The sequence below is a fragment of the Bacillus sp. AFS037270 genome (assembly GCF_002585305.1).
Genome location: NZ_NUNF01000013.1, coordinates 57,228 through 71,748, shown reverse-complemented (window position 1 = coordinate 71,748; position 14,521 = coordinate 57,228). Strand labels below are relative to the sequence as shown.

Genomic DNA, 14,521 nt, shown 5'->3' with positions numbered 1-14,521 from the left:
AATGACACTGTTAAAAGTAAATGCATTAACATGCGAATATCAAAATAATCCGCTAGGAATTGATATAAAAAGACCACGTATTAGCTGGAAAATCCAATCAAACAGACGGGGAACGATGCAAAGAGCATATCAGATTCAAGTAGCTGTAAATCATGAAGACTTCACTACCAGCTTATGGGATACCGGGGTTATCACATCAGATGAATCAATCCACATCGAATATGATGGTCCTGATTTACATTCTCGAACAAGGTATTTTTACCGTGTAAAGGTATGGGATAACTTTGAACGTGAATCCAATTGGAGTGATGTTGTTTGGTGGGAAACGGGTCTGTTATCTCCTGAAGAATGGAAGGCAGAATGGATTACACCAGATCCAGAAGGAATGGATCCACTAAGCGAGTCTGCTTTTCTATTAAGAAAAGAATTCACCTTAAAGCCCAGTATTACATCAGCTCGAATCTATGGTACCGGCGTTGGTTTGTATGAATTATATTTAAACGGAGAACGCGTCGGTGATGAACTTCTCGCGCCGGGTTGGACGAGCTATCATAAACGTCTTCAATATCAAACATATGATGTGACCGAACAGCTTCAAGCAGGTTCCAATGCAATGGGCATTATACTGGCAGATGGCTGGTATAAAGGAAACCTTGTCAGGGAAAATAACCGCAATATCTATGGGGACAGACGGGCAGCAATATTTCAAATCCATGTAACCTATAACGACGGGACAGAAGAGGTAATTATAACAGACAACACTTGGAGGGCTTCAACAGGACCAATTTTATTTTCAGAAATTTACCATGGGGAAACATTTGATGCAAGGCTCGAAAAAGAAGGCTGGAGCCAGTCCAATTATAATGATCAGGATTGGATGGGTACAATCATTCAAGAAATGCCCATTACCCAGTTGGTGGCACAAGAAAACTACCCAACTCGTGTAACAGAAGTACTAAATCCAATAGACTCTTTTGTAACACCTGCTGGGGATACTGTTTTAGACATGGGGCAAAACATGGTCGGTAGAATCCGATTTAAAGTGAATGCTCCTAAAGGAACTCGAATTGTCTTACGGCATGCCGAGGTACTGGATAAGGACGGGAATATTTACTTTGGTAATCTAAAATTTGCAAAGCAAACAGTAGAATATATTACAAAAGGCGATGAAATAGAAACCTATGCTCCACATTTCACATTCCAAGGTTTCCGGTATGTGAAAATCGAAGGATATCCGGGACAGGAATATGGGCTGCCGCTTGAAAACTTTGTAGGTGAAGTCATCCATTCTGATATGGCGAAGTCAGGAGAATTTGAATGCTCCGATCCACTGGTTAATCGCCTGCAGCAGAATATTGTCTGGGGCCAAAGAGGCAATTTCGTGGATGTGCCGACCGATTGCCCGCAGCGGAGTGAACGGCTGGGGTGGACGGCGGACGCCCAAGTTTTTATTTCGACGGCTTTATTTAATTATCAGGGAGGACCATTTTTCACAAAATGGCTCAGAGATTTAAAGGCTGATCAGCTTCCAAACGGAAATGTTCCATTTGTGATACCAAACGTTGAGGGTGGGGTCGGCTCCGCCGCTTGGGGCGATGCAGCCACGATTATTCCCTGGACTATGTATCAAACATACGGAGATAAACGATTACTTGCAGAGCAATATGACAGCATGAAAGCATGGGTAGAATATATCCGCAGGCAGGGCAAAAACGAATACCTATGGAACACTGGCTTCCATTTTGGGGATTGGTTGGCCCTTGATGCCAAAGAAAATAGCTTCGTTGGGGCCACTCCAAAGGATTTTATTGCTACCGTCTTTTATGCCCATTCAACGAGAATTCTTAGAGATGCGGCAGAGGTCCTTGGAAAAGCAGATGAAGTTAAGGAATATAGCGCTCTATTGAATAAGATTATTGAACAATTTAATCATGAATTTGTTTCACCATCTGGAAGACTGGTATCTCCAACCCAAACGGCCCATGTCATTGCCCTCATGTTTGATATGGTAGACGGAAAAGCGAAAGAACGGACAGCCTTTGAACTTAACGAGCTGCTGATTCAAAATGATTATCATTTAAATACTGGGTTTGTCGGAACGCCGTATATCTGTTTAGCTCTCTCAAAAGGCGGTTACCACGAAACCGCTGTTAAATTATTAATGAAGGATGATTTCCCGTCCTGGCTTTACCAAGTTAAAAAAGGTGCGACGACCGTTTGGGAGCATTGGGACAGCATAAAGCAAGACGGTTCGTTCTGGAGTGACCAAATGAATTCCTTCAATCATTACGCATATGGTTCTATCGGAAATTTGATGTACAAAGTTATCGCAGGATTGGATATGGATGCTTCAAGTCCAGCGTATAAGAGAATCAAAATTGAGCCAAAATTTGCTAGTCTTTCGTTTACTTATGCAAAAGCAGCATACGAGTCCTTGTATGGGAAGATCCTTTCATCCTGGCTCCTTACAGATAAAGAGGTAGTAATGGAAGTTGAAATTCCAGTTAATACAACGGCCGAAATTCTATTACCTAATGCGCGCCTTTCAGAAGTACTAGAAGGTAATAAACCATTGGTTTCCGGTGACATTCATTCCTATATGGAAACCTTAGAAGGTGTCCAACTTACAGTAGGCTCTGGTGTCTATCACTTTAGATATAGGAACGAACGTGGATTAAGACCAAGTTTTACGGAAGATACACGCATTATTGATTTCCTTGACTATAAAGAGGCAGTTGCCATTTTAGAGAAAGCTGCCCCTGGTATCACAAAACCACCTGGTATTTTTACAACAAAAGCAAGAAGTTTGAAAGAATTGGTTGAATTACAAGAAGCGAATTTGACAGTTGATAAAGTAAAAGCCATTATTGACGAGATAAACAAGCTTGAATTTGAAGCCGTTTTGGTAAAATAAAAAAAAGCAAGCCATTCACTTTGATGTGATTGGCTTGTTTTTTTATTGGCTGTGTTAATGGATATTGTTGATTTTGAAACGATGTTGATTGGAGCGGAAGGCGCTCGGCGCCTGCGGAAAGCGAGCGACTGGAGCGGAAATCAACATCCAAGTTTAGCACAGCCTTTTTATTAAAGAAAATTCCCTTTTTGAATCTTTCTTTTTAGATAATTTGTGTTTGTTTTTCAAAAATATATGGTATAGTTATAGTGAGAATAAGTAAAAAACAAACATAAAACAACATAAATAAAAGTATAAGATAGAAAGGGGTAAAAGATGTGCTTGTAGCAGAAAGACAAAAAAAGATCGTCGAATTGGTTAATGAACGATTAAGTATTCGGGTTACGGAGCTTAGCAAAATTTTCTCTGTAACAGAAGAAACTATTCGACGAGATTTGGAAAAGCTTGAAAAAGAGAATTTATTAATGCGCTCCCATGGCGGTGCAGTTAGTATTGAGAAGGATCAAGGGGAGATTTCCTATTTAGAAAGAGAAATTACGAATGCGGAACAAAAGAAAGCGATTGCGGCGGCAGCCGTTCGGTTAATTGAGCAAGGTGATCAAATTGTGTTAGATGCTAGTACCACCGCATGGTATGTAGCAAAGGAACTGCCTGATATGCCTTTAACCGTTTTAACCAATTCGATTAAAGTTGCCATCGAGCTTAGTAAAAAAGAACAAATCAAAGTCATTTCGACTGGCGGAACGTTACTCTCACAATCTTTATCATATGTTGGACCGCTTGCGGAACGATCCCTTAGTATGTACCACGTGAATAAAGCGTTCCTTTCCTGTAAAGGAGTTCATTTGGAAAGAGGGCTAAGTGATTTTAATGAGTCACAAGCGTTATTAAAAAAGCAGATGAGGGAAATCGCCGATGAAACCATTTTAATGGTGGATTCTAGTAAATTTGGAACACGTGCTTTTTCACAGATCGTTCCAGTTACAAACATCGACTGCATTATTACAGATTCAAAAGTAGATAAAGAAACTAAAAACGAACTGGAAGAAAAAAAGATAAAGTTATTAATTGTAGACTAACAGGCCATAACTGGTCTGTTTTTTTACACTTTACGATAGATAGATGTATACTAGAAAAAATAATTGATCTAATCAAGATGGGTGACAGTTATGAATTTTACCTATGAAATCATCGAAATGAATAAAGAACTGCCCTTGCATATTTTTCTAAATAGCGTAGATTATGTTACAAATCATTGGCATGACAGCATCGAAATCATCTTTGTCCTAAAAGGGAAAGTGAGCGTGTCAGTGAATGATAAGCGTTTTGAGTTAAATGAAAAAGACGTATTCCTGATCAATGCAAACGACATTCATGCCATTGGACACCAAGAAGAGAACTTATTATTAACGATTCAACTGCCGATTCCTGACTTAAAAGAGAATGTAAAAGATGTCGACTCCTTTGTCTTCTCTTGTAAATCGTTTTTATATGATGAACAACACCAAGCAGAGTTTAATGAACTCCGCTCCTTATTAGCGCAGATGATGTGGGTCATCAACAAAGAGGGCGAAGGATACGAATTACAAATAAAGTCCCTTTATTTTCAGCTAATCTATCTATTAATCAAAAATTTTAAAGAGGAGACAGAGAAGGAGAATAAACTTTCCAGCCAGAAACACATTGAACGGTTACTAAGAATTACCTCCTATGTAAAGGACAATTTTAAGCAGCAAATAACCTTAAATGAACTATCACAAATTGAATTTTTGTCTGTACATTACTTATCAAAGTTTATCCAAAAACATTTGGGGATGCCTTTTTCGAAATACGTCGATAGTATTCGGCTTGATCATGCTGTGAAAGATATTGTCTTTACCGATATTCCATTGACACAGATTGCGCTTGATAATGGATTTGCAAGCGTAAAGGCATTTAACCGGGCTTTTAAGGAATTTTATCATCAGACGCCGAGTGAATACCGTCGTGCGGTTGAGATGGAACCAAAGAAAACGGAGAGTAATAAGGTAACACTTGCGAACTATGTGGAAATTGACAAAACACAGGCATTCCACCAATTGTTTGCCTTTTTGCCTAATAATGAACAAGCATTAGTGGTCGAACATAAGGCCGTTCAAAAAAAGACCATTAAAATTAATGTGGATGAAAAGGTTCGAAAGCTTACACATACTTGGAAGAATCTTATGACTGTTGGGAAGGCCAAAGAGTGTCTAATCACTGACGTTCAAAGCCAGCTTAAAATGGTAAAAAACGCGACAAATTTTCAGTATCTTCGTTTTCATGGCATTTTTGATGATGAAATGATGGTTTATGGAGAAGATGAACAAGGAGTACCTGAATTTAATTTTCTATATACAGATAAGCTTATTGATTTTTTACGAAGTATCCAAGTAAAGCCGTTTGTCGAGTTAGGCTTTATGCCAAGGGACTTAGCCGATTGTAATGAAACAGTGTTTTTTAAAGAAAGCAACGTAAGTAAACCCAAGGATATAGAAAAATGGAATGACCTCTTAAAGGCGTTTATTGGACATTATGAGAACCTTTATGGGGATGAGGAAGTTTTGAACTGGTATTTTGAAGTATGGAATGAACCGGATTTTTATGTGTTCTGGCGAGGGACCTTCGAAGATTATTGCACGTTGTATAAAAATACTTACGAAACGATTAAGGGAATTAATCCTCTTTATAAAGTAGGCGGACCAAGTATTGTTTCGATAAAAAACAGTGACTGGCTGCAGCAATTTTTAGATTTTTGCAAGAGAGAGAGCTGTATCCCTGATTTTATCTCGTTCCACAATTACTCACATGATGAAATGGATGTAAATAAGAAAAAGAATCTAACGAATGAAAATGCTATGGATTTTGGGTATATTTCAAGGGATGAAAGCTTTCTGAAAAACCGTATAGCTGATCTCAAGCAGATATTGTTAGAAAATAATCTGGAAACCCTTGAAATTCACCTATCTGAATGGAACTCAACGGCTTACCATCGTGATTTAACGAATGATACTACTTTTAAAGCAGCCTATATCGTAAAAAATCTTTTGGAAAATATTGATTCCATCCAAAGTTTTGGCTATTGGACGATAACCGACTTAATTGAGGAAAGAAGAGCGGCGACGATCGATTATCATGGCGGACTTGGGTTAATCACTAATCGAAACATTTCCAAACCTGCTTTTTTTGCCTATGAACTTATGGGGAAATTGGGTAATCAACTCGTTTCTCAGGGGGATGGCTATTTTCTTACGAAAAATTCTAAGGGTTATCAACTTATGTTATATCATTATTGCCATTATGACCGGCTGTATTGTATGAACCAGCATGCCAATATTGATTTAGAAAATAGATACAATGTGTTTCTTAATCATGATCCAATTGAAATGAAATTAATCTTAAGTGATCTAAAAAAAGGAACATATAAGGTGAAACAGTACCAATTAAATAGGCAGAATGGAAGTTCTTTTGATAAGTGGGTCGAGATGGGAGCTCCGCAAACTTTGAGTAAGGAAGAGATTAGCTATTTGAAAAATTCTAGTGTACCTAGACTTCAATTAAGGGATGTCCGAATTGAAGAAGATTATATCTTAACCGCTAATCTTGCCCCCCATGAACTCCAATTATATGAAATTATTCCTCAAAAAATGCTTTAGGCAGAATTATACCTTTAGTTGTCGACGGAATTTAAGTGAAGGCAGGAACCGACCTGCCTTTTTTTGTTGCAGATAATTAGTACAAAGGAACCATAATAAAGAGAAATGACAATTTACGTACCTGCTTTGAACAAATAACGGATAGTGTAAAGGTTTTCATATCTCTATAATGAAGTACATAAGGAAGCGTTTCCAGTTAGAAGGATTCATAGGTAATTGTAAATTTATAGTGAATTAAAGCGTTTGAAAATAAGGAGGCTATAAAATGGAGAATACGGTAATGAATAAGACACCTTTTGGACGATTAATCGTTGCATCAATTCTTGGAGTTGGAACTGCAATAGCGCCGTTAGTATTATTAGCGTTTGGACTTATTCAATTTATTATTATAAAAATTGTTGGGCCGGAACATTCAACAGCTGTGTATGGTACAGCATCTGGGATTACAGGAATAGCAGTTGTTATTTTTGGACTATTCAGTGGGATAATTGCAGATAAAACTCGTGTAAAAATGGGTAGAAGGAGATTCTGGATTATTGGAGGAAGTATCGGCGGCGCCATTTGTATGCTAGCTCTCGCGTATTCTACATCAATCCCGATGCTTGTCATTTCCTGGTGTTTGGCACAATTCTTTTATGGAATGGTATCACTCTCTTGTTATGCGATTGTTCCAGAACAAGTAGAACAAGAAAAGTTTGGTCGAATTTCGGGCATTATCGGTGCTGCAGCACCTGCTTTCGTAATGACCGGACAAATGTTAATGGGAGTCTTTGCTAAGTCTACCCAAAGTGAAAAAATGATTACTATGATTATTGTTCAATTAATTGGTGGGTTCCTAGCTGCTCTTCTTATTAAAGATAATTATTTTGCCGGAACAGCAACAAAAGCTGAAAAGAAGTCGTTTGGAATTCGTGGTTTCTATCCAAGTTTTATAAAGCACCCTTCCTATACATGGGCATTATTAACAAAGCTATTTATTTATTTTACAAATGCCGGAATGAATATGTTAACACTTTTCTATATCGCAAGATTCCATTTGAGTGAAACAAAGATTTTTCAATTAATGGGACTTACTGCTCCAGCCATCGGGATAATGGTTGCTGCTGGTATACTTGGTGGTTTCTTATCAGATAAGGTAAAAAAACAAAAGCCATTTGTTTTCGGTGCAGCCCTTTTAACAGGAGTTTGTCTAATCACATTTGCTTTCTCATCCAATATCACTTGGGTTATCGTAGGGAACTTTATCTTTAACTTTGGGTTTGGATTATATGGTGCGGTAGACAATGCTCTTGTAAACCGAATTCTCCCAAACAAAGAGAATGCAGCAAAAGACATCTCGATCATGAATACAACAACAAACTTAGCATCAACACTAGTAAATTTTGCAGCACCTGCTTTAATTGCTTTAGGTGTAAGCCTGTTTGGCGGAGATGGATATACGTTCTTCTTCTTAGTATTAGCCGCTTTCTCCATTCTTTCAGCTGTGTTTGTTCTTCCAATTCCAGAAATGGAATCTAAGTTGAAAGTCAATAATGATCTTAATGAAAAAGTAGTTTAATCAAATATTGAACAATAGGGGTGAACTATACTTAGATTCACCTCTATTGTTGTATAAGTTAAAGTATAATAGAAAATATAGGAAATTTATCAAGGGAGAGAAGATTAAATGCTAATTGAAAAAATCCAAGTTTGGGATGATAGTGAAACAGTCACCTTACATACTTATATTCTTAATAACTCGATGGAATTTCAAAAGGACCAGCTGCGCCCTGCGGTCGTGATTTGCCCAGGCGGTGGATATCTAGGGACCTCGGATCGTGAGGCTGAACCGGTGGCTATGCGGTTCGCTTCTCTCGGATATCATACGTTTGTTCTTCGCTATACGACCTATTTTAAGGAGAAGATTCAAGATTTCAATAATCTCCCTGCTCCTAATGAGAAATCAGCTTATCCGCAGCCATTGTTTGATCTAGCAAAGGCTATGCTCATCATCCGCGAAAATGCATCAAAGTGGTTAGTGGATACAAATAAAATTACTGTTTGTGGTTTTTCAGCCGGCGCTCATTTGTCAGCCAGCCTTGGTGTCCATTGGAATAACAGCTTATTAAATGAGAAGTTTAATGTTGATAATGAAGTGTTCAAGCCTAATGCAGTTATTCTTGGATATCCTCTAGTAGATTATCAGTTAATGAAGGAGAAGGTTGAAACAGATGCTAATGAGTTTATTAAAGGATTCTGGGAGGTTTCAGGTAAAGCTGTATTTGGTACTTCTAATCCTAGTGATGAACAACTTTCAAAAGTTAGTCCAGTAAACTATGTATCATCGCAAACACCGCCAACATTTATCTGGCACACTGCTGACGATGATCTGGTTTATGCAGAGAATTCTTTACGATTTGCAACTATGTTGGCAAAACATAAAGTTCCGTATGAGCTGCATGTTTTTGAAAGCGGTGTACATGGATTGTCACTTTGTGATAAGACCACTGCAGGGGATGCAAGTCATATAAACCCAGAATGCAAGGTTTGGTTTGATTTAGCTCATAGTTGGTTGAAAAAGCATTTTAGATAGATTATAAAATATAAAAAACCATCCATTACGTTAAATATATATAAACATTAATGGATAATGAAAATAAAAGCCTGAATCTTTAATTACCAAGTAATTATGGATACAGGCTCTTTTTTATTTATTAGCACTGTTAATGAAGTGGGTAAAAAATATAAAGCTCCTAATTTTACATTGACAAGACTCTGTGATGCTCTTACAATTGAAAATGATTATCAACATCAATTAGGAGGAAGTTATATGTTTAAAATCATAAATAGTCGGAATTTTTTATTAACTTCTGTTTTTATTTTACTATTATCAACAGTATTACTTGGTTGTACCAACGCTAGTGATAAGGATGCAACTTCGGAGAATAAAAAGGATAACATGCTTACAATCGCTTGGGCGAGAGATGTGGGCGAAATGAATCCGCATGTTTATAATCCATCACAATTATTTGCTCAGTCCATGGTATATGAACCATTAGTAAGCTACGGAGAAGGAGGCGAGTTAAAACCTCATCTAGCAGAATCATGGGACATCTCTCAAGACGGAAAAGTATATACATTTCATCTGCGTAAAGATGTGAAATTTTCTGATGGAACAAGTTTTAATGCTGAAATTGTGAAAAAGAATTTTGATACCATTTTGAATCATATGGATCTACATAGCTGGTTGGGTTTTCTTTCAAAAATTCAAAGTACGGAAGTTGTCGACGATTATACGTTTAAAATGACATTAACTGAAGCCTATTATCCAACGATTCAGGAGCTCGCTGTTGTTCGACCAGTTCGTTTCTTAGGTGAAGCTGGATTCCCTGAAGATGGTGATACTTCAAAAGGGATTAAGAAGCCAGTTGGAACAGGCCCATGGATTTTAGAAGAGTATAAAGCGGATGAATATGCGATTTTCAAACGCAACGAAAACTATTGGGGTGAGCTTCCGAAAGTAGAAAAAATTCAAGTGAAAGTGATTCCTGATGCAGAAACGAGAGTACTAGCCTTTGAAAAAGGTGAAATAGATTTAATTTACGGAGAAGGGGTTATTAGTTTAGACGCCTTCAAACAATTGGAATCAACTGGTAACTACGAAGCTAGTATTTCTGAGCCAGTAGCGACAAGACAGCTTGTTATGAATACTAATAGAAAACAGCTTTCCGATGAGCGTGTCCGTCAAGCACTACATTATGGCTTTAATAAGGAAGCAATGGTAGAAGGAATTACTTCGGGACTAGAAGAAGCAGCCGATTTTATTTTACCAACAAACTTGCCTTACACTTCCAATATTGATGTTAAATCAACTGATTATGATGTAAAAAAAGCAAAAGCGTTATTGGATGAGGCAGGCTGGAAACTTCCTAAAGGGAAAACAGTTCGTGAAAAAGATGGACAACCGCTAGAAATTGAGATGATGTACGATTCAGCAGAATCCATTCAAAAAGCAATGGCAGAAACACTACAATCAGAATGGGCAGCCATTGGTGTTAAATTAAATATTACGGGGGTAGAGCTGGCGGATCAGGTTCAAAGATTTAAAGATAATGACTTTGATATTAATTTCTTTAGTAACTATGGTGCTCCATATGATCCGCATACATTTATAAACATTGTGGCTAAAGAAGGATTTGGTTTTAATGAAGCCATTTCAGCCTATCCGAACAAAGCGGAATTACTAAAGAAAATCGCACGTATTCCCCAGACAACTGACGAAGCAGAACGTCAACAGCTTTACACATCTGTTTTAACATCACTGCAAGACCAGGGAGCAATTGTTCCTATTTCATATATTAAGAAAACAGCGATTTATCAAAAAGATGTCACGAACTTCCATTTCTCTGCGAATCGTGACGAAAATCCATTCACAGGAATTAGTATCAAGCAGTAAGAAGGTAGGAGGCTATTATGGGCACTTTTATAATAAAACGAATAATGTCCATTATCCCGGTTTTTCTTTTGGCCGCACTTTTAACGACCGGGATGATCCACTTTTCTCCGGTGGATCCGGCCGAGGCCTATTTAACAGTAGCTCATATCGAACCGACCGATGAGATTTTGGCCCAAAAAAGACATGAGTTTGGTTTAGATCAACCATTTTTTATGCAGTATGTAAACTCTATTATGAAGATATGCCAACTTGATTTTGGCATATCTTATCTTACGAATAAGCCCGTTTGGGACGAGGTTATTTACCGAATTCCTGCGACCATCCAGCTAGCTTTAGGAAGTTTATTCATAGCGGTGCTCGTCAGTATCCCCCTTGGCTTTTTGGCAGGGGTAAAGAAGAACAGTGCGATTGATCATTTTAGTCGTATACTCTCATTTGTGGGGGCCTCCATTCCATCTTTTTGGTTAGGTTATCTTTTGATTTTTTTCTTTTCAGTAAAACTGGACCTTTTCCCAGTTGAGGGGATTGGGACATGGCAGCATCTTGTTCTTCCTTCCGTAACACTAGCTCTTCCTTTAATTGCGATGTATACAAGATTGTTGCGGACGAGCATCCTAGAAAATTTACAAGAGCCCTATGTGCTTTTCGCAAGAACAAGGGGAATTAAGGAAAAAACGATAATGGCCAAGCATGTCTTAAGGATCGCCATTTCACCAATGATTACGGGACTAGGGATGAATCTTGGAAAACTGTTAACGGGAACGATTATCGTGGAGACCGTATTTTCTTGGCCTGGGTTTGGTCGTTATTTTATTGAAGCAATTTTTAACCGTGATATACCTGTCATTCAATGTTATGTGTTTATTGCAGCTAGCTTATTTATTGTTAGTAATTTGATTGTGGATCTTATTCAAATGTATATTGACCCGCGCATATCCAGGAAAGAAGGGAATCGCTTATGATAACTAGTATACGTAAAAAATTCATAAGTCAAAAAGTGATTCCTATATGTTCGATGATTCTAGGTATACTTTTTATTATGGCGATAGTTGCCCCCTGGCTAGCACCAAATGATCCGACTGCGGTCAATTTAGTTTATAAACTACAGCCTCCTTCTTGGGAATTTCCATTAGGAACCGACCATTTAGGAAGATGTAACTTATCACGCCTTTTATATGGGGCACGAATTTCATTAGGTTTTGCCATGCTCATTTTCATTTCATCCTTAGTGATTGGTTTAATCGTTGGTACCTTTTCAGGGTATAAAGGCGGCTGGGTCGATCATGTTTTGATGAGATTTTGTGATGGTGTGATGGCTTTTCCTAGTCTTATCCTTATTCTTGGTTTGGTTGGTATTTTCGGACCTGGACTTTCACAGGTCATCTTGGCGCTAATGCTTGTCCAATGGGTCTATTACGCAAGAATGTTCCGAGGAATGGTTCTAAGTTTGAAGGAACAAAACTTTATTGCAGCCGCGAAAATAAGCGGCTCCTCTCAATGGAAGATTATTAAAAATCATATTGTTCCCAATGTACTCCCTCCATTAGTCGTAATGGGTACATTAGAAATGGGTTGGGCCATTATGGACATATCCGCTATGTCGTTTCTCGGCTTAGGAGTACAACCGCCAACACCTGAATGGGGAGCAATGATTCACGAAGGAAAGTCGTATATTCGTACAAACCCTGCCTTGATGATTTATCCTGGGTTAATGATTATGCTTGTTATTGTTACCTTCAATTTATTAGGAGAAGCGTTATCAGAACGTTACGGAGTCAAACGCGATTTTAAAAAGGAATGAGAATGTTGGGTAATGAACAGTCGAATGTGCTACAAGTTAGAGATTTACATGTAGAGGTAAAAACAAAGAATGGGGCTGCCACTCTCGTTCAAGATATAAATTTTGAACTGAAGCGTGGGGAGGTTCTTGGTCTAGTTGGGCAAAGTGGATGCGGTAAAACCGTTACGAGTATGTCCATTCTTCAGCTGCTCGATCGGAAAACCACTAAAGTTACAGGGAGCATAAAATTACAAGGACATGAATTGAACGGTTTAGGTGAGAAAGAAATGCGTGGAATTCGTGGTAAGGATATAGCCTTTATTATGCAAAATCCAATGAATGCTTTTACGCCTGTTTTTACAATTGGCCATCAATTTATTGAAACGATTCGTTCACATACACAATGGAATAAAAAACAAGCAACAGAGCAGGCCATTGAGGCGATGCATCATGTCAACTTACCAGATCCTGTTAAACTATTAAAGTACTATCCTTTTCAATTGAGTGGTGGTATGCTTCAACGGCTGATGATTGCGATTGCAGCATGCTTACATCCTTCGGTAATTATTGCTGATGAACCGACAACCGCACTTGATGTAAATAATCAAAAGAAAGTACTGTACCATTTAGATAAAATTCGCTCTGAGTTCGGCTCAGCTATATTATTAATTTCTCATGACCTCGGGGTCATTTCTGAAATGGCAGATGAAGTTGCCGTTATGCAGAATGGCCGAATCGTAGAAAAAGCGGACGTGTTCCAACTATTTGATGAGCCACAGCATGAATATACGAAAAAACTTTTACGTGCACGAACAGTATTACCATTCGATCAGTCTGTCAGCCATTTGGCTTAAAAATAGGCATTTTGTAAGGGGGGAGAAAATGAGTTTATTACAATTAAATGAATTAACTCATAGCTACGGATCTCGAAAGTTTATCAACTGGAAAGACCGTTCTAAAAAAATACTTTCCAACATTTCTCTCTTTCTTGAGGAAGGAACTTGTTTAGGTTTGCTTGGTATGAGTGGAGCTGGGAAAAGTACCTTAGGAAAAGTGATTCTTGGTTTGGAACGGCCGCAATATGGAAAGGTTCTTTTTCAAGGGCATGATATTTATAACACAGATAAGCACAGTTATCAAAAAATTCGTCGTGATCTCCAGGCAGTCTTTCAGGACTCCTATTCATCGGTCAACCCTCGAATGACCGCGGAACAAATTATTTCAGAGCCGTTAGAGAACTTTGAAAAGCTTACTCTCTCTGAACAAAAACGGACCGTTATTGAATTATTGGAAAGGGTAGGGCTAAGTGAAGAGGACTTAAAAAAATATCCCAATCAATTTAGCGGCGGGCAACTGCAAAGAATCAATATTGCAAGAGCCATCTCACTTAAGCCAAAGCTGATTGTCTTGGACGAAGCTGTCAGTAGTCTAGATATGGTGAATCAAACCCTGATTTTGGAATTACTAAAGCAGTTAAAAGCAGACTTCGGACTATCGTTTCTTTTTATTACACATGATATTAAAGCTGCCTATACCATTAGTGATAGATTAGGTGTACTAGAAAAGGGAGAATTGGTGGAGCTATACGATGATAAAAATCAGTTTTTTACTTCAGTACATCCTGTAGTAAAAGAGATGAGGGATTCAATGCTTGCCGAGTACCCACGTTTTCGATCGGTTAGACGTGCTTAATTTAAAAAGTAACCGCAGTTTCAAGT

The 14,521-nt window shown here is 38.1% G+C and carries 11 protein-coding genes; all 11 read left to right on the top strand.

Annotated features, from left to right (window positions below; translation table 11 throughout):
- The first annotated feature begins 1 nt into the window (after position 1).
- Positions 2–2,914: an alpha-L-rhamnosidase gene (locus COD92_RS06340; RefSeq protein ID WP_098995963.1), complete on the top strand. Its 2,913-nt coding sequence runs from the start codon at positions 2–4 to the stop codon at positions 2,912–2,914.
- A 45-nt stretch (positions 2,915–2,959) separates the two neighbouring features.
- On the top strand, positions 2,960–3,088 hold the full coding sequence (locus tag COD92_RS32670; protein WP_255286580.1) for a hypothetical protein: 129 nt from the start codon (positions 2,960–2,962) through the stop codon (positions 3,086–3,088).
- 143 nt (positions 3,089–3,231) lie between these two features.
- Complete coding sequence (locus COD92_RS06335; protein WP_098528461.1) at positions 3,232–3,993, top strand: DeoR/GlpR family DNA-binding transcription regulator; 762 nt, start codon at positions 3,232–3,234, stop codon at positions 3,991–3,993.
- A gap of 90 nt (positions 3,994–4,083) precedes the next feature.
- Complete coding sequence (locus tag COD92_RS06330) at positions 4,084–6,588, top strand: GH39 family glycosyl hydrolase (protein WP_098995962.1); 2,505 nt, start codon at positions 4,084–4,086, stop codon at positions 6,586–6,588.
- Positions 6,589–6,853: 265 nt separating this feature from the next.
- Complete coding sequence (locus tag COD92_RS06325) at positions 6,854–8,146, top strand: MFS transporter (RefSeq protein ID WP_098995961.1); 1,293 nt, start codon at positions 6,854–6,856, stop codon at positions 8,144–8,146.
- 108 nt (positions 8,147–8,254) lie between these two features.
- A complete protein-coding gene (locus tag COD92_RS06320; RefSeq protein WP_098995960.1) occupies positions 8,255–9,160 on the top strand; it encodes an alpha/beta hydrolase in 906 nt (301 codons plus the stop codon).
- Between the two features lie 237 nt (positions 9,161–9,397).
- Positions 9,398–11,023 carry a nickel ABC transporter substrate-binding protein gene (gene nikA / locus COD92_RS06315; protein WP_098995959.1) on the top strand — a complete coding sequence of 542 codons (1,626 nt, stop codon included), beginning with the start codon at positions 9,398–9,400 and terminating at the stop codon, positions 11,021–11,023.
- Between the two features lie 17 nt (positions 11,024–11,040).
- On the top strand, positions 11,041–11,985 hold the full coding sequence (gene nikB / locus COD92_RS06310; protein WP_098995958.1) for a nickel ABC transporter permease subunit NikB: 945 nt from the start codon (positions 11,041–11,043) through the stop codon (positions 11,983–11,985).
- Positions 11,982–12,824, top strand: coding sequence for a nickel ABC transporter permease subunit NikC (nikC, locus tag COD92_RS06305; RefSeq protein ID WP_098995957.1), 843 nt, complete (start codon positions 11,982–11,984; stop codon positions 12,822–12,824). The genes nikB and nikC overlap by 4 nt, the downstream gene beginning before the upstream one ends.
- Before the next feature lie 5 nt (positions 12,825–12,829).
- A complete protein-coding gene (nikD, locus tag COD92_RS06300) occupies positions 12,830–13,657 on the top strand; it encodes a nickel import ATP-binding protein NikD (protein WP_098995976.1) in 828 nt (275 codons plus the stop codon).
- A 28-nt stretch (positions 13,658–13,685) separates the two neighbouring features.
- The gene (nikE, locus tag COD92_RS06295) at positions 13,686–14,495 is read left to right on the top strand and encodes a nickel import ATP-binding protein NikE (RefSeq protein ID WP_098995956.1); all 810 of its coding nucleotides are present in this window, start codon (positions 13,686–13,688) and stop codon (positions 14,493–14,495) included.
- The last annotated feature ends 26 nt before the right edge of the window (positions 14,496–14,521 follow it).